This is a genomic window from Corynebacterium sp. 045007, from assembly GCF_040743205.1.
GTDB lineage: Bacteria > Actinomycetota > Actinomycetes > Mycobacteriales > Mycobacteriaceae > Corynebacterium > Corynebacterium jeikeium_D.
Genome location: NZ_JBFLKW010000008.1, coordinates 20,409 through 42,323 on the forward strand (window position 1 = coordinate 20,409; position 21,915 = coordinate 42,323).

At 58.4% G+C, this 21,915-nt stretch carries 22 protein-coding genes; 18 read left to right on the forward strand and 4 right to left on the reverse strand.

The features are described from left to right. Positions 1-54: 54 nt before the first annotated feature. The 10 genes from AB1Z34_RS05630 (at position 55) to AB1Z34_RS05675 (ending at position 8,138) form a co-directional block, all read left to right on the forward strand. Positions 55-309 (forward strand): ATP synthase F0 subunit C, encoded by a 255-nt coding sequence (locus tag AB1Z34_RS05630; RefSeq protein ID WP_005509463.1) that lies wholly within the window; start codon positions 55-57, stop codon positions 307-309. Positions 310-340: 31 nt separating this feature from the next. Beyond that, entirely contained in the window at positions 341-904 is a 564-nt protein-coding gene (locus AB1Z34_RS05635) for a F0F1 ATP synthase subunit B (protein WP_070841313.1), read from the forward strand. A gap of 5 nt (positions 905-909) precedes the next feature. Then, the gene (locus AB1Z34_RS05640) at positions 910-1,728 is read left to right on the forward strand and encodes a F0F1 ATP synthase subunit delta (RefSeq protein WP_070841312.1); all 819 of its coding nucleotides are present in this window, start codon (positions 910-912) and stop codon (positions 1,726-1,728) included. A gap of 54 nt (positions 1,729-1,782) precedes the next feature. Beyond that, on the forward strand, positions 1,783-3,426 hold the full coding sequence (gene atpA / locus AB1Z34_RS05645) for a F0F1 ATP synthase subunit alpha (protein WP_005509387.1): 1,644 nt from the start codon (positions 1,783-1,785) through the stop codon (positions 3,424-3,426). A gap of 53 nt (positions 3,427-3,479) precedes the next feature. After that, the gene (locus AB1Z34_RS05650) at positions 3,480-4,460 is read left to right on the forward strand and encodes a F0F1 ATP synthase subunit gamma (RefSeq protein ID WP_038628474.1); all 981 of its coding nucleotides are present in this window, start codon (positions 3,480-3,482) and stop codon (positions 4,458-4,460) included. A gap of 2 nt (positions 4,461-4,462) precedes the next feature. After that, the gene (atpD, locus tag AB1Z34_RS05655; protein ID WP_347890136.1) at positions 4,463-5,902 is read left to right on the forward strand and encodes a F0F1 ATP synthase subunit beta; all 1,440 of its coding nucleotides are present in this window, start codon (positions 4,463-4,465) and stop codon (positions 5,900-5,902) included. An 11-nt stretch (positions 5,903-5,913) separates the two neighbouring features. Beyond that, complete coding sequence (locus AB1Z34_RS05660) at positions 5,914-6,285, forward strand: F0F1 ATP synthase subunit epsilon (protein WP_016422459.1); 372 nt, start codon at positions 5,914-5,916, stop codon at positions 6,283-6,285. Positions 6,286-6,502: 217 nt separating this feature from the next. Then, a complete protein-coding gene (locus AB1Z34_RS05665; RefSeq protein WP_367158030.1) occupies positions 6,503-7,006 on the forward strand; it encodes a DUF2550 domain-containing protein in 504 nt (167 codons plus the stop codon). 77 nt (positions 7,007-7,083) lie between these two features. Beyond that, a complete protein-coding gene (nucS, locus tag AB1Z34_RS05670; RefSeq protein WP_005509457.1) occupies positions 7,084-7,776 on the forward strand; it encodes an endonuclease NucS in 693 nt (230 codons plus the stop codon). Between the two features lie 2 nt (positions 7,777-7,778). After that, positions 7,779-8,138: an ATP/GTP-binding protein gene (locus tag AB1Z34_RS05675; RefSeq protein ID WP_088611476.1), complete on the forward strand. Its 360-nt coding sequence runs from the start codon at positions 7,779-7,781 to the stop codon at positions 8,136-8,138. A 2-nt stretch (positions 8,139-8,140) separates the two neighbouring features. On the opposite strand, the gene mce is transcribed toward AB1Z34_RS05675, so the two are convergent. Further along, on the reverse strand, positions 8,141-8,593 hold the full coding sequence (mce, locus tag AB1Z34_RS05680; RefSeq protein ID WP_005509354.1) for a methylmalonyl-CoA epimerase: 453 nt from the start codon (positions 8,591-8,593) through the stop codon (positions 8,141-8,143). Between the two features lie 31 nt (positions 8,594-8,624). On the opposite strand from mce, the gene AB1Z34_RS05685 reads away from it, so the two are divergent. Further along, complete coding sequence (locus AB1Z34_RS05685) at positions 8,625-8,930, forward strand: thiamine-binding protein (protein WP_049172056.1); 306 nt, start codon at positions 8,625-8,627, stop codon at positions 8,928-8,930. 84 nt (positions 8,931-9,014) lie between these two features. Next, complete coding sequence (locus AB1Z34_RS05690) at positions 9,015-10,064, forward strand: tetratricopeptide repeat protein (protein WP_070595727.1); 1,050 nt, start codon at positions 9,015-9,017, stop codon at positions 10,062-10,064. Between the two features lie 51 nt (positions 10,065-10,115). Here AB1Z34_RS05690 and AB1Z34_RS05695 read toward each other — a convergent pair whose 3' ends face one another. Beyond that, positions 10,116-10,511: a TIGR02611 family protein gene (locus AB1Z34_RS05695; RefSeq protein ID WP_048735265.1), complete on the reverse strand. Its 396-nt coding sequence runs from the start codon at positions 10,509-10,511 to the stop codon at positions 10,116-10,118. Positions 10,512-10,844: 333 nt separating this feature from the next. On the opposite strand from AB1Z34_RS05695, the gene AB1Z34_RS05700 reads away from it, so the two are divergent. Further along, positions 10,845-12,017 (forward strand): serine hydrolase, encoded by a 1,173-nt coding sequence (locus AB1Z34_RS05700; protein WP_088611478.1) that lies wholly within the window; start codon positions 10,845-10,847, stop codon positions 12,015-12,017. A 128-nt stretch (positions 12,018-12,145) separates the two neighbouring features. On the opposite strand, the gene glgB is transcribed toward AB1Z34_RS05700, so the two are convergent. Further along, positions 12,146-14,341, reverse strand: a complete 2,196-nt coding sequence (glgB, locus tag AB1Z34_RS05705) for a 1,4-alpha-glucan branching protein GlgB (protein ID WP_367158031.1) — start codon at positions 14,339-14,341, stop codon at positions 12,146-12,148. Between the two features lie 180 nt (positions 14,342-14,521). After that, positions 14,522-16,552: an alpha-1,4-glucan--maltose-1-phosphate maltosyltransferase gene (locus tag AB1Z34_RS05710; RefSeq protein ID WP_367158032.1), complete on the reverse strand. Its 2,031-nt coding sequence runs from the start codon at positions 16,550-16,552 to the stop codon at positions 14,522-14,524. Between the two features lie 140 nt (positions 16,553-16,692). On the opposite strand from AB1Z34_RS05710, the gene AB1Z34_RS05715 reads away from it, so the two are divergent. The 5 genes from AB1Z34_RS05715 to AB1Z34_RS05735 all read left to right on the forward strand — a co-directional run bounded on the left by AB1Z34_RS05715 (position 16,693) and on the right by AB1Z34_RS05735 (position 21,736). Beyond that, positions 16,693-17,529 carry an ABC transporter ATP-binding protein gene (locus tag AB1Z34_RS05715; protein WP_048735276.1) on the forward strand — a complete coding sequence of 279 codons (837 nt, stop codon included), beginning with the start codon at positions 16,693-16,695 and terminating at the stop codon, positions 17,527-17,529. Positions 17,530-17,535: 6 nt separating this feature from the next. Next, the gene (locus AB1Z34_RS05720) at positions 17,536-18,375 is read left to right on the forward strand and encodes an NUDIX hydrolase (RefSeq protein ID WP_367158033.1); all 840 of its coding nucleotides are present in this window, start codon (positions 17,536-17,538) and stop codon (positions 18,373-18,375) included. 54 nt (positions 18,376-18,429) lie between these two features. Further along, a complete protein-coding gene (locus AB1Z34_RS05725) occupies positions 18,430-19,614 on the forward strand; it encodes an SAM-dependent methyltransferase (protein WP_126107971.1) in 1,185 nt (394 codons plus the stop codon). A gap of 337 nt (positions 19,615-19,951) precedes the next feature. Continuing rightward, positions 19,952-20,737 (forward strand): electron transfer flavoprotein subunit beta/FixA family protein, encoded by a 786-nt coding sequence (locus tag AB1Z34_RS05730; protein WP_048735284.1) that lies wholly within the window; start codon positions 19,952-19,954, stop codon positions 20,735-20,737. A 54-nt stretch (positions 20,738-20,791) separates the two neighbouring features. Continuing rightward, the gene (locus AB1Z34_RS05735; protein WP_016422471.1) at positions 20,792-21,736 is read left to right on the forward strand and encodes an electron transfer flavoprotein subunit alpha/FixB family protein; all 945 of its coding nucleotides are present in this window, start codon (positions 20,792-20,794) and stop codon (positions 21,734-21,736) included. Positions 21,737-21,915: the final 179 nt, after the last annotated feature.

The window sequence follows — 21,915 nt, forward strand, 5'->3', positions numbered from 1 at the left end:
ACTTAGAACAATCTTTAATCCGGGGCCATCCTTTAAGAAAGGGAACGGTTCATAATGAACGACGTCATCCTCTCCGCTCAGGACGCTGTCCAGGCTGTCGACACCAACGCTGGCCTGAAGACCATCGGTTACGGTCTGTCCACCCTGGGCCCGGGCCTCGGCATCGGCATCGTCGCCGGCAAGACCGTTGAGGGTATGGCACGCCAGCCTGAGATGGCCGGCCAGCTGCGTACCACCATGTTCCTGGGCATTGCCTTCACTGAGGCTCTCGCCCTAATCGGCCTGGTCGCAGGCTTCGTTTTTGTTTAAGTCCGGACCTCAGGCGGAGAACACGTAAACCATGACAGATTTCACCTTTTTGCTAGCTGCGGGTGACCTCCCGATGGGAGAGTCCATCAACCCGCTGCTGCCAAAGACCTATGACATCGTCTGGTCCGTTGTCCCGCTGGTTATTATCCTGGTTCTCTTCTGGAAGCTCGTTCTTCCGAAGTTCCAGGAGGTCCTGACCGAGCGGGAGGACCGGATTGAGGGCGGCATTGAGCGCGCTGAGGCTGCACAGGCCGAGGCGAAGGCCGCTCTGGAAAAGTACAACAGTCAGCTCGCAGAGGCCCGTACTGAAGCAGCAAAGATTCGCGACGAAGCCCGTGCACAGGGTCAGCGCATCATTGCAGACGCTACGACCAAGGCCAATGACGAGAGCGCACGAATCATCGAGTCCGGTGAAAAGCAGCTCGCTGCCCAGCGTGAGCAGGTAGTCGCAGAGCTGCGCAAGGAAATGGGCCAGAACTCCATCAATCTTGCTGAGCGCCTTCTGGGCGAGCAGCTTTCCGACGACGTTCGTAACTCGTCGACGATTGACAACTTCTTGTCCAACCTTGACACCGTGGCCCCGGCCGGAAAGTAGGCGACATGCACGCAGCAAGCCGCGAATCCCTGGCAGCTCTTAGCCAGCGACTGGACGCCGCTATCGGTGGTGACAATGTCGCTGTTGCTCAGGCTGCTCAGACTGGTTCCGAGCTTTTCGACATCGTCGAGGTCCTGGACTCCGACCGCGGCCTGCGTGTCGCTGTCGCCGACACCTCGGCGACTGCGGAACAGCGTTCCGGCCTTGTCCGGAGCCTGTTCGCGGGCAAGGTATCTGAGACGACTCTTAACCTCGTCGTGGATGCTGCCGCGCAGGTATGGTCCACCCCGCGTGAAATGCGTGAGGGTTTGGTAGAGCTGGGCCGTCGAGCCCTACTTCGCTCTGCCGAAGGCCAGGGACAGCTTGAGACTGTTGAGTCTGAGCTGTTCCAACTGGGACACATCCTGGCTGAGCAGTCGCAGCTTGAACAGCTGCTGGCCGACAAGGCCGCAACCCCCGAAGCCAAGCGTGGGCTCCTTGCCTCTGTGCTGTACGGCAAGGTCACTTCCGTGACCGAGACCCTGGCACTGCAGGCTGTTGGTCGCCCATCCAAGCGCCCCGCGGACGACATTGACTCCCTGTCCCGGCTAGCCGCCGGCCTGCGGAACCACGTCGTCGCTCGCGTGACCAGTGCCACTGCCGTCTCTGACGAGCAAGAGCGAGCACTGGCGGACAAGCTCGGCCGAGTCTACGGCAAGGCGATGTCCATCCACACCGTGATCGACAACTCGATTCTCGGTGGACTGGTCATCCGGGTTGGCGACGAGGTCATCGACGGTAGCCTTTCAACAAAGCTTGAGAAGCTGCGCGTCGGCCTCGGCTGACGGATGGTTTAGACGATTAATCACTGGAAGAATATTACCGAGAGCAGGAAGAACATGGCGGAGCTGACGATCTCCTCCGACGAGATCCGTAGCGCGATTGCGAACTACACCTCGAGCTACTCCCCGGAGGCCTCCCGCGAGGAGGTTGGCGTTGTTATCAGTGCAGCTGATGGTATCGCCCAGGTTTCGGGAATGCCGTCGGTCATGACGAATGAGCTTCTGGAGTTCCCGGGCGGCGTTATTGGCGTCGCTCAGAACCTCGACACCGACAAGGTCGGCGTTGTGGTGCTGGGTAACTTCGAGTCGCTTAAAGAGGGTGACGAGGTAAAGCGGACGGGTGACGTCCTTTCGATTCCGGTCGGGGACAAGTTCCTCGGTCGCGTAATTAACCCCCTGGGCCAGCCGATTGACGGCCTGGGCGACATTGAGGCTGAAGAGGACCGCGTCCTCGAGCTGCAGGCACCGACCGTGCTGCAGCGTCAGCCGGTTGAAGAGCCGATGGCTACTGGTATTAAGGCCATCGACGCAATGACCCCAATTGGTCGTGGTCAGCGTCAGCTGATCATTGGTGACCGTAAGACCGGTAAGACCGCGGTCTGCCTGGACACCATTTTGAACCAGAAGGCTAACTGGGAGTCCGGTGACCCGAGCAAGCAGGTGCGATGCATCTACGTTGCTATCGGTCAAAAGGGCTCCACCATTGCTGGTGTGCGCCAGACCCTCGAGGAGCAGGGCGCACTCGAGTACACCACCATCGTTGCTGCCCCGGCGTCGGATGCCGCAGGCTTCAAGTGGCTTGCACCATTCGCAGGCGCCGCACTGGGTCAGCACTGGATGTACCAGGGCAAGCACGTCCTGGTCATCTACGATGATCTGACTAAGCAGGCAGAGGCCTACCGTGCCATCTCGCTGCTGCTGCGTCGCCCGCCGGGACGCGAAGCTTACCCGGGTGACGTCTTCTACCTCCACTCCCGTCTGCTGGAGCGTGCTGCAAAGCTCTCCGACGACATGGGTGCAGGCTCGCTGACCGCACTGCCGATCATCGAGACCAAGGCAAACGACGTGTCGGCCTTCATTCCGACCAACGTCATTTCCATTACCGACGGCCAGGTCTTCCTCGAGTCCGACCTCTTCAACCAGGGTGTCCGCCCGGCTATTAACGTCGGTGTGTCGGTTTCCCGTGTTGGTGGTGCCGCTCAGACCAAGGGCATGAAGAAGGTTTCCGGTAACCTGCGTCTGGACCTCGCGTCCTACCGCGACCTGGAAGCATTCGCAATGTTCGCATCCGACCTGGACGATGCCTCCAAGCGTCAGCTGGAGCGCGGTCAGCGTCTGGTTGAGCTGCTGAAGCAGAAGGAAAACCACCCGCAGCCGGTCGAGTACCAGATGACCTCCATCTACCTCGCTGGTGAGGGCGAATTCGACGATGTCCCCGTTGAGGATGTCCGTCGCTTCGAGGCCGAGCTGCTTGAGCACCTGCAGGACACTCAGCCTGCAGTCTTCGAGCAGATTGACGGCGGAGTTGCCTTCTCTGACGAGTCCAAGGCTGCTCTGAAGTCCGCTACCGCTAACTTCAAGAAGTCCTTCCAGACTTCTGAGGGTGCACCGCTGGCTTCCGAGGCTCCGGTCGAGGCACTCGACGAGGGCGAGCTCAAGAAGCAGCAGATTACGGTCTCCCGCAAGACTGCCCAGAACTAGGCAGGTTGAGCTACTCAATGACCGTTTTCGCAATTGAAGGGAGGGAATAGGACATGGCGAATCTTCGTGAACTTCGAGCCCGAATCAAGTCGGTGAACTCGACAAAGAAGATCACCAAGGCCCAGGAGCTTATCGCAACCTCGCGCATTACTAAGGCGCAGCGTCGCGTAGCAGACTCCCAGCCGTACGCCGACGAAATCGAGAAGGTCATCGGACGTCTCGCATCGGCTTCGTCGTTGGATCACCCGATGCTCGTAGAGCGTGAGGGTAACCAGCGTGTTGCAGTCCTGGTTGTCACCAGTGACCGCGGCATGTGTGGCGGCTACAACCACAACGTCCTGAAGAAGGCTGCAGAGCTGCGTACCGCTCTGGAAGAGCAGGGGCATGAGGTCGTTCTCTACGTGACTGGCCGTAAGGGCACCGACTACTACGACTTCCGTGGTGTCGAGCTCGCCGGTACGTGGGAGGGCTTCTCCCAGGATCCGGACTACGCCGCAACCCACGACGTGCGTCGTCACCTCATTGATGGTTTCAACGCTACGGCCGAGGGCACTGCCAAGTACCGCGAAGGCCTGCGTGGCACCAACGGCGAGGCCGTTCAGGGCTTCGACCAGGTCCACGTTGTCTACACGGAATTCGTGTCGATGCTTTCTCAGATTCCGCGTGCACATCAGATGCTCCCGATTGAGCCTGTGTACGAGGATGTCGAGATTGCTCAGGGCGAGGACATGCTGTCCGATGGATCAGATGACCTCAAGCCGGACTATGAATTCGAGCCTGATGCAGACACCCTGTTGGCAGAGCTTCTGCCCCAGTACGTGTCCCGCACCCTGTTCGCAGTGATGCTCGAGGCCGCTGCCTCTGAGTCTGCTGCCCGTCGTAACGCTATGAAGTCTGCGACGGACAACGCTACCGAGTTGGTCAAGGACCTCTCGCGTGTTGCTAACCAGGCACGTCAGGCACAGATTACCCAGGAAATCACAGAAATCGTCGGTGGCGCCGGTGCGCTCGACGACAGCGGAGAAAGTGACTAGATATGAGCACAGCTCTAAGTGAGCAGAACACCACCACGGCTGTGGGCCGTGTTGTGCGTGTCATCGGTGCCGTCGTCGACGTGGAGTTCCCGCGTAACGAACTGCCGGCACTTTACAACGCGCTGACCGTGGAAGTTACCCTTCCTTCGGTCGCTAAGACCATTGTCCTCGAGACTGCACAGCACCTCGGTGACAACATGGTTCGTACCATTGCTATGGCCCCGACCGACGGACTTGTCCGCGGTGCAGAGGTCAAGGACACCGGTAAGCCGATTTCGGTTCCGGTTGGTGACGTCGTCAAGGGTCACGTCTTTAACGCAATGGGCGACTGCCTGGATGAGCCGGGCTTGGGCCGTGATGGTGAGCAGTGGGGCATCCACCGTGAGCCACCGGCCTTCGACCAGCTCGAGGGTAAGACCGAGATTCTGGAAACCGGCATTAAGGTCATCGACCTGCTGACCCCGTACGTTAAGGGCGGCAAGATTGGTCTGTTCGGTGGTGCCGGTGTCGGTAAGACCGTTCTGATCCAGGAGATGATTACTCGTATTGCACGCGAGTTCTCCGGTACTTCGGTCTTCGCCGGTGTTGGTGAGCGTACCCGTGAGGGCACCGACCTCTTCCTGGAAATGGAAGAGATGGGCGTTCTCCAGGACACCGCCCTCGTCTTCGGCCAGATGGACGAGCCTCCGGGAGTCCGTATGCGCGTCGCGCTGTCGGGTCTGACCATGGCGGAGTACTTCCGCGATGTTCAGCACCAGGACGTGCTGCTCTTCATTGACAACATCTTCCGTTTCACCCAGGCCGGTTCTGAGGTTTCGACCCTGCTGGGTCGTATGCCTTCCGCTGTGGGTTACCAGCCGACCCTGGCTGACGAGATGGGTGTTCTGCAGGAGCGCATTACGTCCACCAAGGGCCGTTCGATTACCTCTCTGCAGGCCGTCTACGTGCCTGCCGACGACTACACCGACCCGGCTCCGGCAACGACCTTCGCCCACCTCGATGCCACTACCGAGCTCGACCGCTCGATCGCATCGAAGGGTATTTACCCGGCAGTGAACCCGCTGACTTCGACTTCTCGTATCCTCGAGCCGTCGATCGTCGGTGACGAGCACTACCGCGTTGCTCAGCAGGTTATTAACATCCTGCAGAAGAACAAGGAACTCCAGGACATCATCGCCATCCTCGGTATGGACGAGCTGTCTGAGGAGGACAAGGTGACCGTGCAGCGTGCACGTCGTATCCAGCGATTCTTGGGTCAGAACTTCTTCGTTGCTGAGAAGTTCACGGGTCTGCCTGGTTCGTACGTCCCGCTGAAGGACACCATTGTTGCCTTCGACCGCATCTGCAAGGGCGACTTCGACAACTACCCGGAGATGGCCTTCGACGGCCTGGGTGGCCTCGACGATGTCGAGAAGAAGTACGCTGAAATGCAGAAGAAGTAAGGGGCATCCTCATGGCTGAAATCACCGCTGAACTGGTTGCCGTTGAGCGACCGCTCTGGAAGGGCAAGGCCACCTTGGTCTCTGCCCAGACCACCGAGGGTGAGATCGGCGTGCTGCCCGGACACCAGCCGTTGCTTGGCCAGCTGGTCAACAACGGCACGGTGACCATCAAGACCGCAGACGGCAAGGTTCTTGTCGCTTCGGTACAGGGTGGGTTCATTTCCGTGTCTACCTCGAAGGTTTCGATCCTCGCGGATAAGGCAATCTGGGCTGACGAGGTTAACCTCTCCGAGGCCGAGTCCAACCTGACTTCGGATGACCCTGCAGTAAAGGCACAGGCTGAGTCGGAGGTCCGCGCGGCTCGTCGCGCTTCCACCAACTAGTCTTTTCGCCTGAACATCCGGTCGCACGACCGTATTCTTCCTGCTTCTTTAAACGGGGCGGGGAGCTCGCAAGAGAAATCTTGCCAGCTTCCCGCCCCGTTTTTCTTAGTTATTTTTCATGTCAGTGCAACAATCGGGTAGGGTTTGTAAAAAGCCTCTAAAGCGCTTTTGAACCAAGGTTCGTCGTCTATTCACCCGGATGCGAGGCTGGCAGATAGTGTTTTCAAGCGTAACCATGATGTCAATCATGTTCATGATTATCGGTGCGATGTTGATCGTCGGCGGGGTCCTTGCCCTGTGGCGTTTCGCCAGCCTGCATGCAAAAGGTACTCCTGTTATTGCTCGTCGCCTTCCTGCAGGTGATGGCAGTCATTGGCGCCATGGTGTCATTGTTTATTCAGAGTCGACGTTGAAGATGTACAAGCTACGTTCGCTGCGTCCTGGCTGTGATGCCGAATTTGCCCGTCACGATGTCACTATTGTGGATCGCCGAGATCCGACTGACATCGAGGCGGGTTTTTTCGCGCCCGGGCTTCGGGTAGTCAGGATTAAAACGGGGAAAAATACCGAATGGGAGTTTGCCGTGGACTCGTCCTCGGACACTGCGCTGGTGGCGTGGGTGGAGTCGAAGCCGTCGTCACGCCAGACTCGTGAGTTTCCTACAAATATTGAGCGACGCTTCCGTTCGGCTTATAACCGTGGCCGGGGAAGTCAGTACTAGTCTCTTACGACAGGCTATTGCTAAGGCTCTAGTGGGTATTGTTTTCTCCCGCGCGGCAGTCACGTTAGGGTAGGGGAATGCGCCTTGTGATTGCTGAATGCACTGTTGACTATGTCGGTCGCTTGAATGCCCATCTGCCTCATGCCCCGCGCTTGCTGTTGGTGAAAGCAGATGGGTCAGTTTCTGTGCATGCCGACGACCGTGCATATAAGCCTCTGAACTGGATGACACCGCCGTGCACGCTGACGGAGAAGGATATTCTCGACGAGTCGGGGGAAGACACTGGTGAAAAGCTCTGGGTCGTTGAGAATAAGAAGGGCGAGCAACTTCGTATCACTATCGGCAAGGTGCTGGCTGATAGCACGTACGAACTGGGAGAGGACCCTGGCCTGGAGAAGGACGGGGTAGAAGCGCATCTACAGGAACTCCTTGCAGATCAGTTCACAACGTTTGGCGAGGGCTACACCCTGATTAGGCGCGAATACCCAACCCCGATCGGACCGGTGGATCTGCTTGGCCGCGATGAAAACGGCGCCACCGTTGCAGTCGAGGTTAAGCGTCGGGGCGGTATCGATGGTGTTGAACAGCTAACCCGTTACTTGGAGATGCTGAACCGCGATGAGCTGCTGGCACCGGTGGAAGGGATTTTTGCTGCCCAGGAGATTAAGCCACAGGCCAAGACTCTGGCAGAGGATCGTGGGATTCGCTGTGTGACCGTGGATTACGACGCCCTGCGTGGCCTGGAGTCCAATGAATTGCGGTTGTTCTAGCCATGCCTAGGCGAAACCACAAGCGGCGCGGTAATCAACGAGGTAATCAACGCGGCGGGCGTAATAACCACGGCCAGAATCGCGGCAGCCTGCCCGCATTTGGCAGTTCTTTCCAAAACACTCGCACTGAATCTGGGCCTGCCGGTTGGCAGGACGTGGACTTTGCGGTGCGTAACATCAGCGCTGGCCAGTCGAACAAGGTTTATCGCTGTCCGGGGTGCGACCAGGAAATCATGCCCGGGACCTCGCACATCGTGGCATGGCCGCAGGATTATGGTGCAGGCGCCGATGACCGGCGCCATTGGCACACCAACTGCTGGCGCAATAGAGCTCACCGCACTATCACGCGCCGCTGGGGATAGATTTACTTAGCCGGCTCAACGAGCTCCAGCAGGACGCCACCGGCATCCTTCGGGTGGATGAAGTTGATGCGCGAACCTGCGGTACCGATCTTCGGCTCCGGGTACAGCACCCGGGTGCCCTGCTCCTTCAGGTGCGCCATCAGCGCCTCCAGATCAGTGACACGAACTGCGTACTGCTGGATTCCTGGACCCTTCTTGTCCAGGTACTTTGCAATCGTGGACTGGTCATTCAGTGGCGCGAGAATCTGAACCAGAGTGCCACCTTCAACCTTGTCGGCCGGGCCGACCATGGCCTCGTGGACACCCTGCTCTTCATTGACTTCATCGTGGTAGTTGATGAAACCAAGGTTTGCGCGGTACCACTCAATAGCGGCATCAAAATCCGGGACTGCGACGCCGACGTGATCAACAGCGACTACGTACTTATGGGGAACGGGAATCTGTGTCTCACTCATAGTTTCCAGGGTACTCGCTATTATCGGCGCCATGATTGTCGCATTTTCTGTTGCCCCCACTTTCTCCGATCCTGAGCAGGGAATGGCTGAGGCCGTTGCTGAAGCCGTGCGTGTTGTGCGCGAATCTGGCCTGCCCAACGAGACCAATGCCATGTTCACCCTTGTTGAAGGCGAATGGGATGAGGTGATGGATGTCATTAAGCGAGCCACGGAAGCAGTCAGCCGTGTCAGTCCGCGTACTTCTCTGGTCATCAAAGCGGACATTCGCAACGGATACACCGGGCAGCTGCGTGCGAAAGTGGATGCGGTCGAGGATGCGCTGAAAGCCACCGACTAGTCTCTTGTTCGGATTGGACACGTAGGCTCTACATAGGTCTTTACATAGGCTTTACGACGACACTGGAGAGGAACCCCTTTGACGATGCCAGCTGGACATGGTCACGCACATGGCCATTCTCATGGTCACTCGCATGGAGCACACGGTCACCGCGAGTGCTCGACTCCGCCGCCACCACCCGGCACGGTTGATTTGGAGCAGCTCCACCAGCGCGCCGAAGCCGAACGTAAGCGCCGAGAGGAGATCGAGCGGGCAACCAGTGATCAGGGAAATGGGCTTCCTCCTGTAGTTGAGATTGTCCCGCAGACCCTTGAGGCAGAAGTCGTTCTGCGCTCGGAGCAGGTCCCGGTTATTGTCTTGATCGGCATGGCTGGAGCAGCTGATTCGTTGCGTCTTCGGGCTGAGCTAGAAGGCATGGCCCGTGAGGCTAATTTGAACTGGATCCTGGCGTGGGCAGATGCTGAGGAGCATCCGCAGCTGGCCCAGGCATTCGGTGTGCAGGCAGTGCCGACAGTCACGGCTGTGGCTATGGGCAGTCCCATTGGCATGTTTGTCGGCGAGAAAACCAGGGATTGGCTGGAGCAGTGGCTGGCGCAGGTTATGGAGGCCACTCGGGGTCGTCTCAAGGGGTTGCCGGCGGGAACTCGTATGGCTGGGGAGGGCAGCGGGCCGGAGGCTCCGGAGCCGACTGACTTCTTCGGCAATCCCGTACCCACCGATGACCCGCGTTTGGAGCAGGCTGAAGAGTTGCTCGAGGAGGGCGATTTCGACGGAGCGTTGGAGCTGTATGACGCTATGCTGCAGTCCGAGCCCGCAAATCAGGGGCTGAAGCGCGCTCACGCGAATGTGTCCTTCTTCGCCCGCGCTGCCAAAATCGATCGCAGCGCAGATCCAATTGCAAAGGCCGACGCTGCGCCGAAGGACGTCGCGCTCGCCCTCGATGCCGCGGATGTCACGATGCTTGTCGACGATCCAGCGAAGGCGCTCGATCGTTTGTTGAAGTTGCTCCCGCAGGTGTTTGGCGATGACCGTGAGGCCATCAAGTCGCGTCTACTAGAGCTGCTTGTGCTATTCGATACCGCAGATCCAGTGGCATTGGATGCACGCCGGAGGATGGCTAGCGCACTGTACTAGGAGTACTGGACTAGGGGCACTGTACTAGGAGCCTGGAAAGCGCTCAGGCTCCTAGCTTGAAGCGTCGGTGTATGGCCAGTCATCCGGAGCCATGAAGTAGTAGACGCTGCCCATTACAGCGGCCATAAACGCCATTAGCAACAGGAAAAGTGTTGCTTTCATTGCCACATGACGCTCCGCATACCAGGCGTAAAAGGCGTCCAATTTTGCTGCCAACCAGATGTTCAGGCGACGTGTCGGCGGGTGCACCAACGAGAGAATTCCCAGTGCAACAAAGATGCAGAGCCATCCGGGAGCAGGAGTTGGCAAAATGATAATGCCAACAATGAGCAGTGCGAAGCCTGCGACGAGAAGAACCGGGGAGAGTACCGGCCCATACCAGGTGTTGCGCATATGGGCATGGCGAATCTGCATGCGGTCCATCAAGCGATGTACCTTTTCCTCCATTGCGATTCACTTCCTCCGATTTTCGGTGCCGTGCGCTATTTCTAGCAGCGGTCTCGAACGAGGCATCGTTGAAGCATTAAGCATCAAATGTGCAGCTCAACTGCCTGGGTGCACCGTTGGACATTGATTCTTTTAATCATGTCTATATTTAATCCATTGTTGCACAAAAGCTGCGCCCCAGTGCAACGAGATTTTTCGGAAGGTGGTAATCTTCCAACAGTTCTCAGTGGTTTACAGCAGTTACCACTGCATCTCATCCACCTGTTCACCTCAGACAGTTCATACTGCGCTAGGTGCCTTTGGTCTTCAGTTTTCTGCAGCCAGGAGTTTTGCATGCGACTTCGCCCCAAAGCCCTTCGCGCTACTTCCGCCTCGGTCATTGTTGCGCTTTCGGCCTCGACTCTGTTGGCGGGGTGCACCATCGATGTCCCAAGCACCACCGGGTCCAAGGCCACCACTGCTACCACAAAACCTAATGCTCCAGATAACGGTTGGGATGCTTCCGAGGAAGTCACCTGGTCTGATGCACAGGACGTCCTCGATACTGCGGCTAAGAGTTTCTCCGACAACTATGGCATTGATTTAGGTGTCTATTTGCGTGTCATTGACGGTCCATACAAAGGGCTCACGGCGTCGGTAGGCGAGGATACGAAGGAGTACTCCGCATCGACCATCAAGGCTCCGTTAGTGGTTACTGCGCTGAAGAAATTCGGCGATGACCTAGACAAGACGGTGACGGTCGATTGGGACAATGGTGTTGGCGGAAGCGTGATTGGCCCTGGCCAATACACGCTCGACGGGCTGTTGCAGTACGTGATGCGGTATTCGGACAACACCGCGGCGAATGGGTTGATTGACGCTGTCGGTGGTTTCGACGAGGTCAACAAAACCATCAAGGAAGCCGGTGTTGATGACAAGCGCTACCACCTGGGCAACAAGTTCAACATCCCCAATCCCAGCGGTGATCGGTCCTGGTTTACTCCCTCTCAAGCTGCGCTGTTCATGGCACGTCTCCAGGAAGTGGCCGATGGCACCTCAAAGCACAACTTCATTACCAAGGACACGGCACAAACTGCATTGACCTACCTCACTTACGGTGGTTCGCAGAAGTTTGTGATGTACGTCGGTTCCGCAGTCCAGAAGACCGGTGACACTGCCGAGGGCGTTAATGACCACGGTATTTTGTACACCGCAGCCGGACCCATCGCTTACGCCATTACGACGCGCTTTGATGAGGTGCCGCTCAATGAGCTTACCGACGGCCTGCTCGGCCAGCTGGGTTCCCAAATAGCCCCGCTTCTGCCGGATTACAATCGCCTTGGTAAGGATGGCAAGCCACTGACTGCCAAGCAGGCTGCGACGTGGAGCGCGGATGAGGATGGCGACGGCATTCCGGATCGTATCGGAACCGACAGCATGGATGGATCCGCGTACACCGATGATTCAGATTCTGCGAATTACAACGAATCTTTGGAACCTGACTGGTTCAATCCGTTCCGAGGATAGGACCTGGATACGCTCCCTAAAACAAAATTGCCCGTGAGTCAGGTTTTCAGGCCGAAACTCAGATCACTGAAAACCGTGCAGCACGGGCAATTCCTATGAGATTGTCTTTTGTTTGGCTTGATTCGGTACTAGCCCTGCCACTTCAGCCAAATGGCGGTGTTGGCCGGCAGCACCAAATCAATCGAGTGAGCCTGGCCGTTCCAACCGTGCTCAACCGCGGTCACAGTACCGTTTTCACCGTAGCCGGAGCCCTCGTAACGCGATGCGTTTGTGTTCAGGATCTCCGTCCATTGGCCACCGCGCGGTACGCCAATCTTGTAGATTTCCTGCGTGGTTCCCGACAGGTTATAGACACAGGCGACGACCGATCCATCGGTGCCGTAACGGACAAAGGACACAACATTGTTTGTGGAATCATCCGCGTTAATCCACTGGAAGCCCTCTGGGCGGTCATCCTGGGTGTAGAACGCCGGGTTTTCCTTGTAGATGGCGTTGATGTCCTTAACCAGCAGCTGAATGCCGCGGTGGAATTCGCCGCTCCAACCTTCGAGGTTGTCCCAAGCCACGGACTCATCGTGGTTCCACTCGTGGTTCTGGCCAAGATCCTGACCTTGAAATAGAAGTTGCTTGCCCGGGTGTGCCCACATGAAGGTCAGGAAAGTACGTAGGCCTGCGGCCTTATCCCAATCGCCGCCCGGCATGCGCTCCCACAGCGAGCCCTTGCCGTGCACGACCTCGTCGTGGCTAATCGGCAGAATAAACTCTTCCGAGTAGGCGTAGACCATAGCGAAGGTGAGCTCATGGTGGTGGTAGGAGCGGTAAATCGGCTCCTTGCTGAAGTACTCCAGCGTGTCATTCATCCAGCCCATGTTCCACTTCATAGAGAAGCCCAAGCCACCGTGTTCGGTAGGTGCGGTCACCCCCGGCCAAGAAGTGGATTCTTCGGCCACGGTGAGGAAGCCCGGGTTGTGCTTGTGTACAGTGGCGTTGAATTCCTGCAGGAACTGAACAGCATCGAGGTTTTCACGGCCACCGTACTGGTTCGGCAGCCACTCGCCTTCATTGCGGGAGTAGTCCAGGTACAGCATGGAAGCCACTGCGTCGACGCGCAGACCGTCGATGTGGAACTCTTCTGCCCAGTACAGTGCGTTGGCGTAGAGGAAGTTGCGTACCTCGTTGCGGCCGAAGTCGAAAACGTAGGTGCCCCAGTCGCGCTGCTCGCCGCGGCGCCAGTCCGGGTGCTCGTAGCAAGCCGTGCCATCGAAGCGGGCAAGTGCGAACTCGTCCTTCGGGAAGTGCCCCGGAACCCAGTCCATGATGACACCGATGCCAGCGGCGTGGAAGGCATCAACTAGACCGCGGAACTGATCTGGGGTGCCGAAGCGGCTGGTCGGAGCGTAGTAGCCGGAAACCTGATAACCCCAGGAACCGGTGAACGGGTGCTCACATACTGGCATGAACTCCACATGGGTGTAGCCCATGTCGACCACGTAACGCACCAGCTTCTCCGCCATAACCTCGTAGCTCAGGCCCTGCTTCCAGGAACCCAAGTGGACCTCGTAGATAGAGATGGGCTCTTCGGTCCAGTCTGTGTTGGCGCGCTTTTCCATCCACGCTTGGTCGCCCCAGGCGTAGTCGGAGGTCGCAACAATCGACCCAGTAGCCGGTGGGAGCTCAGCAGCACGCGCCATCGGGTCGGCCTTATCGCGACGCTGTCCCTCCGGCGTCGTGATGGCGAACTTGTAGACATCGCCCTCACCCACATCCGGGATGAACAGCTCCCAGATACCTGCGCCACCCATAGAGCGCATTGGGTACTGCGCGCCGTTCCACATACAGAAGTCACCGACCACGGCTACGCCACGTGCGTTCGGAGCCCAGACCGTAAACGAGGTGCCTTCGACCGTACCCAGCTCTGTGTCGTAACTGCGAAGGTGAGCACCGAGAACCTTCCACAGTTCCTCATGACGTCCTTCGCCGATTAGGTGCAGGTCACCAGCGCCAATAGTGGGGAGGAAACGGTAGCCGTCGGCACGCTCTACGGTTTCGCCGGAGTCCCACGTAATGCGCAGGCGGTAGTCGAAGTCATCGCCGCCTGGGACGAGGGCGGTGAAGAAACCGTCGCCCAGGTTCTCCGCTTCAAACTCGCCGCGCGTGCTGACGACAGTAACTGCCTGAGCGCCGAAGACCCTCGTGCGAATAACCGTGTCACCGTCCACGACGTGTGCGCCGTAGATGCTGTGCGGATCGTGATGGGTGCAGTAGCGCAGGCGATCCATATCGCCGGAATCAATTGCGAGGCGGGGATCTGTGTGGGCTCCCATGGAAGGTCCTTCCGAAGCGTTTCTAGGTAGGTGAATGTGAAGTTGTTGAGTTCAGTTCTAAAGAAATAGAGGGAGGTAGGGGACAGTGGGCTGCTAACTCACCCGCCAGCCTAACGACGAATCGTTGCGACGGTGGTCAAGTCAGCGGCCCACTAACCCCGAAAGTTCCCAGTAAGCGTTCTAGCCCTCGTAGTCGGGGACGTCGCGCCAAGCCAACTTGTGGCGGAGCTTGACGTCGATTTCTGGCAGCTTGATGATGTGCGCGACGTTTTCCCACGGTGCCAGGCGGACGTAGTTGTCCTTGCCCCAGTTGAACTGGTTGCCGGTAATCAGGTCAGTGACATCCATGCGGTCGTGGTTGCGGAGCCCAATGCGATCCATGTCGAGGTGCACGGTAGCTTCCTGGGCATTCCACGGATCGAGGTTGAGAACAACGAGGATGGCATCGCCGGTGACCGGATCGAGCTTCGAGTAAGCCAGCAGGTTGTCATTGTCGATGTCGTGGAAGTGCAGGTTGCGCAGCTGCTGCAGAGCAGGGTACTCGCGGCGAATCTTGTTCAGCGTGGCAATGAACGGCTCCAGCGAGTTGCCGGTGGCCAGTGCCTGGTCGTAATCGCGGCTGCGGAGCTGGTACTTCTCGCTGTCGAGGTACTCCTCGGAGCCCTCCTTGACCGGAACGTTTTCAAACAGCTCGAAGCCGGAGTACATGCCCCACAGCGGAGACAGGGTGGAAGCCAGCGCGGCGCGGATGGCGAAGGCGCCACGGCCGCCCTTGACCAGGAAGTCATGCAGAATATCTGGGGTATTGACCCATAGGGATGGGCGAGCGATGTCCGCATGGCGGGTAATCTCCTCGCCGAATTCGGTCAGCTCTTCCTTCGTAGTCTTCCACGGGAAGTAGATGTAGGACTGAGTGAAGCCAGCCTTGGCCAGGCCGTAGAGGCGGGCCGGGGCGGTGAAGGCCTCGGCGAGGAAGATGACCTCCGGGTTGGTTTCGTGAACGGTTTCAATCAGCCATTCCCAGAAGTTGCCCGGCTTGGTGTGGGGGTTATCCACGCGGAAGACCTTGACTCCACGCTTGACCCAAAACTTCACTACACGCAGAACCTCTGCGTACAGGCCCTTGGCATCGTTGTCGAAATTCAGCGGGTAGATGTCCTGGTACTTCTTCGGCGGATTCTCGGCGTAGGCAATGGTGCCGTCCGGCAGCACGGTGAACCACTCCGGGTGAGCCTTAGCCCAGGGGTGGTCCGGTGCACACTGGAGCGCTAGGTCGATAGCGACCTCGAGGTCGCGCTCCTTAGCAGCCTTGATGAATTCCTTGAAGTCCTTTTCGTCACCGAGGCTCGGGTGGATGGCGTCGTGGCCACCTTCTGCGGAGCCGATAGCCCACGGAGATCCGACATCGCCCGGTTCCGGGGTCAGGGTGTTGTTGCGACCCTTGCGATTGATTTCACCGATTGGGTGAATCGGGGGCAGATAGACCGTGTCGAAGCCCATGCGCTGAGCACGATCAAGCTGTGCAACCGCAGTCTTGAATGTGCCGTGCAGCAGCTCGCCATTTTCGCCGTAACCACCGTTGGAACGGGGGAAGAACTCATACCAAGAGGAGTACAGGGCTTCGCGGCGGTCAACCTTGATCTTGCGGGTCTTTCCGCGGGTCAAAAGGTCGCGCACCGGGTGCGCCTGCAAAATGGCGCGGGTCTCGTCGGAAAGCGCGGCTGCAATGCGGGCGCGAAGATCGCCGTCGCCGCGCAGACCTGCGGCGATGGAGCGTAGGTGGTTGCGGTGGATAGCAGCGGCACCAGCGGCGGCGCGGTCGAAGAGAGCGGCGCCAATTTCTAGATCATTAGCGAGTTCAGCTTCGCTCTGACCTGCCTCGAACTTCTTGGTGATAGCGTTGCGCCACGTTGCCATCGGGTCGGACCAGGCATCAATGCGAATGGTCCACAGCCCGGGAACATCTGGGACGAAGGTGGCATTGACCTGATTTGGATCATGGTCAGAAAAGTGCATTGGAATGCGCTGTGAGCGGGACGCAAAAGCTGATTCCTTCGGCCCCTTGACGTTGAGCGTGGCGTTCATCGCGTCATGGCCTTCTCGCCAAATGACGGCAAAGGTTGGGACGACTTCACCCACTACGGCCTTCGATGGAGTTGCACCACCGTTGATTTGAGGACGGATGTCATCAATACCGATTCGACCAGTCATAAAAGACGTTCTCCTAATTGTCGGCGAGCTAGGTGAAAATCGAAGCAAAACCATCTCGAGTGAACTCGATTTGCTCTCTACCGAGGATAGATGAGAATGTCCAAGCGCACATTTGGGCAAAGTTAGGGCACCATGGATGTGTGGCTGAATTGGAAGAAGACTTTAACGAAGATTTGCTACTCGACTTTCGCGATGTAAACCTCATCCGTGGTGGCCGTACGCTGGTCGGGCCGGTCGATTGGCAAGTAGAACTTGACGAACGCTGGGTCATCATGGGGCCGAACGGTGCAGGCAAAACTTCTTTGATGCGCATTGCTGCAGCGGAGGAGTTCCCGTCTTCAGGGGTGGCCCATGTGATGGGCGAGCAGATTGGGCGCACCGACATGCGTGATCTGCGCACCATGATTGGTTTGACATCATCGTCGATTGCTCACCGCATTCCCAATGACGAAAAGGTCGCGGACCTTGTTATTTCCGCCAGTTACTCCGTCCTGGGGCGCTGGCGTGAGACCTATGAAGAGATGGATTTCGAACAGCTCTCCGAGATTCTCGAGCGCATGGGTGCTGAGCATCTTGCAGACCGCACCTGGGGCACTCTCAGTGAGGGAGAGCGCAAGCGCGTACTCATCGCACGAGCCATGATGGTCAACCCCGAATTGCTGCTTCTCGACGAGCCGGGAGCCGGACTCGACCTCGGCGGTCGCGAGGACCTCGTCGGTTACTTAGGCGAACTCGCACTCGACCCGGATGCGCCGGCGATGGTGATGATTACGCACCACCCGGAAGAAATTCCGTACGGCTTCACCCATGCGATGCTCCTCGACGAAGGCAATGTCATCGCACAGGGGCTTATTGACGACGTCCTGACCAGTGAGAACCTGACCAAGGCTTTCCACCAGGAAATCGTCGTCGATCGCATCGATGATCGCTACTTTGCGCGCCGGGCACGGCCTGCTGGAAAGCACCGGAAGAAGTAGACGCTCATGGCGGTTCCGACACCTGAAACCCCGAATACACCCGCGTCGCCGAAACTGGCTGCGACTGTGTTGCTGCTCCGCGACACCCACTGCGGGCTCGAGGTCTACGTTCAAGAACGCGTATCCTCAATGCGCTTTGCGGCCAACATGACCGTGTTCCCCGGCGGTGGAGTAGACCAGCGTGATTTCCCCGCTGTCGCGAATGAGGTCATGGCCGTGACCGAGCCGTCGGAAGCCGACCCTGAGTCGCGGATCGCGCAGGCTTTTAACGTCGACTGCGCGCGGGCGCACGCGCTCACCTGCGCGGCCGTGCGTGAGACCTTTGAGGAAACAGGCACTCTGTTGGTTCGCGATGCTGGCGGTGAGATTGTCGCAGATGGTCACCGCTTCCACCGTCAGCGACGACAGTTGGAAGCCCACGAGTTGTCATTGACGGATTTCCTTAGCAATGAAAATCTGGCGCTCGATGCCGAACTCGTCAGTCCTTGGGCTAACTGGGTGACACCCGAATCCAACCCCATTCGCTACGACACCTATTTCTTCCTCGCCGCGCTTCCCGACGGTCAAAGGGCCGACGGTGACACCTCTGAGGCATCATCTTCAGGTTGGTTCCGCCCGACGACGATTTTGGATGGATGGCGCCGTGGGCTACTTGGCCTCATGCCTCCGACCTGGGCGCAACTGACTCGCTTGGACGGTGTCAGTACTGTGGCGGAGGCTCTCGAGGCGGCCAGAAACACTCCGGTGCGACGCACCAGTAGTGACTTCCTCGGGGAACCTTTTATGGATGAGTACTTTGCCGTTGCCACCCACATGGGGCATTTGCGCAAAGGTATGAACCGTTAGCCGACTACTCAACCCCCGTTAACCGGCTGATCCCTAGTTGGAAGGAGATAACGAGTGTCCCTGTCCGCTGCAGAGGTGGCCGCTGTTGCTGCTCATCCGGAGTGGCTAGATGAGGCCGACCAGCTCGCGCTCACTAAAAAGTCTCTGATTGCAGACTCCGCGCATCTACGCCAACACTGTGGCGAGTTTGGTCGCGCGGTCATTGAAGTCGCGGCAGCTCGGCGTTCTGCGGTCAGCAAACTGCCAGGGGACTGGATCTTCTCTTCCGAAGCAGCGCAACAGGCCACGCCCTTTGTCGTCGCGCTGGCTCGCGCTCGTAGGCTTGCGCATCTCGGTGTCGAAGCAGTGGCCGATGTGACCTGCTCCATTGGTACTGAGGTGGCAGCAATTGACCACGAGGGCCTGACCGTTGTCGGGTCTGATCTCGACCTTGCACGGCTGGCCATGGCGCGGCATAACGTCGGCAAGAACATCTTCGCGCAGGCCGATGCTTTGCAACCGGCCTTTGACGCACCCGTCATTGTCGCTGACCCTGCCCGCCGCTCCGGTGGGCGTAGGATCACCAACCCGGAGGACTTGCTCCCATCGCTGCCGGCGCTCATAGCCGCCTGGCCCGACAAAGAACTAGCTATCAAATGCGCGCCAGGCCTCGACTTCAGCGAGTGGAGCGGGGAAGTGGCTGTCACTTCGGTGGACGGTGCGGTCAAGGAGGCATGTCTATATACGCCGGGGCTGGCCGGAGTTACCGATGGGCAATCCGTAACGCGATCGGCGATGGTTATCCAGACCGTCGATAAGCACAGGCCGTTAGAGTTGTCGGCGGTGGACGTGCAGACCTACGACGACACCATGCCTGACGACGTCGATGTGCGCGCTGCCGGCCGGTACATCATTGATCCGGATGGGGCGATTGTGCGCGCCGGGCTGGTGCGGCATTTTGCGGCGGCGCATGGGCTCTGGCAGCTCGATGAGCGGATTGCGCACGTCAGTGGCGATGTTTTGCCGCAGGGGATTGCCGGGTTCGAAGTTATTGAGCAAGTGGGGTTGAAGCAGGTTCGCAAGGCACTGGCAGCGTTGGATTGCGGATCGGTGGAGATTCTCGTGCGCGGCGTAGACGTCAACCCCGACGCGTTGCGCAAGCAGTGGAAACTTAAGGGCTCCAGGGCATTGGCGGTGGTTGTCACGCGCATCGGACGGAGCGCGACGGCGTTTATCTGTCAGCCCCGGGAGATCGGTTAAGGACCGCTTTACGACGGAAAACTGGTGGGGGTAGCCCGTTGGGGATCGGTGTTTGCTGTTGGCGAATACTGCGGAGACAGCTGCAGTTGATTGCGTACTATTAACGTCTGACATGCGGAAATGGCATGTTGGCGGGCAGGCTGTGCTCGTGGTGTAGAAAAAAATTTAAAAAAATAACGACATTGTTATCTGGATCACCTTCGCATTGGCGATAGGTTCTGTTATCTTCAACACAGACGACCTAGAGCGTGGCCTGGTTCACTTTATTGTGAGGCGGCTTGCGAAGTAAGGTCAGATAAACGTTCACCAGTAATCAACCAGTAAGGACGACAGAAAAATGCCGAACATCGTGGTTCTGGTCAAGCAGGTTCCGGACACCTGGTCCGAGCGTAAGCTCACCGATGACAAGTTTGTCCTCGATCGTGAGTCTGCAGACGCAGTTCTCGACGAAATTAATGAGAACGCTGTTGAGGCTGCCCTGCAGCTGAAGGAAGAGCACGGCGGAAACGTTACCGTCGCAACTGTTGGCCCGGATCGTGCCATCGAGGCACTGCGCAAGGCTCTGTCCATGGGCGCAGACGACGCCGTCATTCTTTCGGACGACGCACTTGAAGGTTCCGACGCTGTTCAGACCGCATGGGCTCTGTCCAACGTCATTGACACCCTCGAAGATGTTGACCTCATCGTCACCGGTAACGCCTCCACCGACGGTGGCACCGGCTCCGTCCCGGCTATCCTCGGTGTCTACCGCGACCTGCCGGTTCTGACTCACCTGCGCTCTGTCGCTATCGAAGGTGACTCCATCACCGGTGAGCGCGAGGTTGAAGACGGCATCTACCAGCTCAAGGCATCCCTGCCGGCAGTCGTCTCCGTCACTGAGAAGGCTAATAGCCCGCGCTTCGCATCCTTCAAGGGCATCATGGCCGCTAAGAAGAAGCCGGTCACCGAGCTGACTCTGGACGATGTTGCTGCTGAGGCAGAGCAGGTTGGTCTCGAAAACGCAGCTACCGGTGTCACTGGCTCCACTCCGAAGCCGGCTAAGACCGCTGGTGAGCGCATTAACGATGAGGGAGACGGCGGCGCCAAGCTGGCCGAGTACCTCAAGGCCCAGAAGTTCATCTAAGGCGCTTGACGCGAATAGAAGACAAATAGAGATACAAGTAGGAGAAAGATCACTATGACCGACGTCCTCGTTCTCGTCGAGCACGCAAATGGCGAGCTGAAGAACACCACCGCTGAACTGCTGACCGCTGCTTCCGCATTCGGCACCCCGGCCGCAGTTGTCGTGGGTACCCCGGGTACCGCTGCTGGCTTCGCAGACACCCTGGCCTCCTACGGCGCTGGCGAGATTCTCGCTGCTGAGTCCGACGATGCCGACAAGTACCTGATCACCCCTGAGGTTGACGTTCTCGTCGGCCTGGCCTCCGAGCGTGAGGTTCCGGTGCTGGTTTCCGCTTCCGCAACCGGCAAGGAAATCGCTGGCCGCGTCGCTGCGCTGACCGGTTCCGGTCTGCTGTCCGACGTTGTTGCTATCAACGATGACGCTTCCGTTAAGTACTCCATCTTCGGTGGCGAGTACATCGTTGACGGTGTCGGCTACGGCGCATCCCCGGTCTACGCTCTGCGTCCGGGCTCCGTTGACCCGGAGGAGAAGTCCGGTTCCGCTGACGTTACCGAGATTGCATTCCCAGAGATCGGCAACAACGCTGTCGAGATCGTTTCCTTCGCACCGGCTGAGGGCGGCGACCGTCCGGAGCTGACCGAGGCTAAGCTGGTTGTTTCCGGTGGCCGCGGTGTCGCATCCGAGGATGGCTTCAAGAACGTTGTTGAGCCGCTGGCAGACGTTCTCGGCGCAGCTGTTGGTGCTTCCCGTGCTGCTGTTGACGCTGGCTACTACCCGGGTCAGTTCCAGGTTGGCCAGACCGGTAAGACCGTTTCCCCGGACCTCTACGTTGCTCTGGGTATTTCCGGTGCTATCCAGCACAAGGCAGGTATGCAGACCTCCAAGACCATCGTTGTGGTCAACAAGGACGAAGAGGCTCCGCTGTTCGAGATTGCTGACTTCGGTGTCGTCGGTGACCTGTTCGACGTTGTCCCGCAGGCTATCGAGAACCTGAAGTAATACGCACTTGCCTTAAGGCTGCTAGTTGCGTAAGGCTGCTGGCCGAGAGTCAACTCGGCTAGCAACTACCCGCTCGGGGTGGGCACAGATTTCCTGTCTGTTCCCGCCCCGAGCATTTTTTTGGTCCTACTCATCTGTTCGTGCAGACAGTGAGGTTTAACTATGGCGGATAGTGAGCA

Bases quoted from the DNA above. Each gene is read 5' to 3' on its own strand.
- AB1Z34_RS05675 (WP_088611476.1), top strand. From the start codon at position 7,779: ATGCCTAGGCGAAACCACAAGCGGCGCGGTAATCAACGAGGTAATCAA.
- AB1Z34_RS05700 (WP_088611478.1), top strand. From the start codon at position 10,845: ATGCGACTTCGCCCCAAAGCCCTTCGCGCTACTTCCGCCTCGGTCATT.
- AB1Z34_RS05630 (WP_005509463.1), top strand. From the start codon at position 55: ATGAACGACGTCATCCTCTCCGCTCAGGACGCTGTCCAGGCTGTCGAC.
- atpA (WP_005509387.1), top strand. From the start codon at position 1,783: ATGGCGGAGCTGACGATCTCCTCCGACGAGATCCGTAGCGCGATTGCG.
- AB1Z34_RS05690 (WP_070595727.1), top strand. From the start codon at position 9,015: ATGCCAGCTGGACATGGTCACGCACATGGCCATTCTCATGGTCACTCG.
- AB1Z34_RS05650 (WP_038628474.1), top strand. From the start codon at position 3,480: ATGGCGAATCTTCGTGAACTTCGAGCCCGAATCAAGTCGGTGAACTCG.
- atpD (WP_347890136.1), top strand. From the start codon at position 4,463: ATGAGCACAGCTCTAAGTGAGCAGAACACCACCACGGCTGTGGGCCGT.
- AB1Z34_RS05685 (WP_049172056.1), top strand. From the start codon at position 8,625: ATGATTGTCGCATTTTCTGTTGCCCCCACTTTCTCCGATCCTGAGCAG.
- AB1Z34_RS05710 (WP_367158032.1), bottom strand. From the start codon at position 16,552: ATGACTGGTCGAATCGGTATTGATGACATCCGTCCTCAAATCAACGGT.
- AB1Z34_RS05695 (WP_048735265.1), bottom strand. From the start codon at position 10,511: ATGGAGGAAAAGGTACATCGCTTGATGGACCGCATGCAGATTCGCCAT.
- AB1Z34_RS05735 (WP_016422471.1), top strand. From the start codon at position 20,792: ATGACCGACGTCCTCGTTCTCGTCGAGCACGCAAATGGCGAGCTGAAG.
- AB1Z34_RS05720 (WP_367158033.1), top strand. From the start codon at position 17,536: ATGGCGGTTCCGACACCTGAAACCCCGAATACACCCGCGTCGCCGAAA.
- AB1Z34_RS05640 (WP_070841312.1), top strand. From the start codon at position 910: ATGCACGCAGCAAGCCGCGAATCCCTGGCAGCTCTTAGCCAGCGACTG.
- AB1Z34_RS05635 (WP_070841313.1), top strand. From the start codon at position 341: ATGACAGATTTCACCTTTTTGCTAGCTGCGGGTGACCTCCCGATGGGA.
- glgB (WP_367158031.1), bottom strand. From the start codon at position 14,341: ATGGGAGCCCACACAGATCCCCGCCTCGCAATTGATTCCGGCGATATG.
- nucS (WP_005509457.1), top strand. From the start codon at position 7,084: ATGCGCCTTGTGATTGCTGAATGCACTGTTGACTATGTCGGTCGCTTG.
- AB1Z34_RS05660 (WP_016422459.1), top strand. From the start codon at position 5,914: ATGGCTGAAATCACCGCTGAACTGGTTGCCGTTGAGCGACCGCTCTGG.
- mce (WP_005509354.1), bottom strand. From the start codon at position 8,593: ATGAGTGAGACACAGATTCCCGTTCCCCATAAGTACGTAGTCGCTGTT.
- AB1Z34_RS05730 (WP_048735284.1), top strand. From the start codon at position 19,952: ATGCCGAACATCGTGGTTCTGGTCAAGCAGGTTCCGGACACCTGGTCC.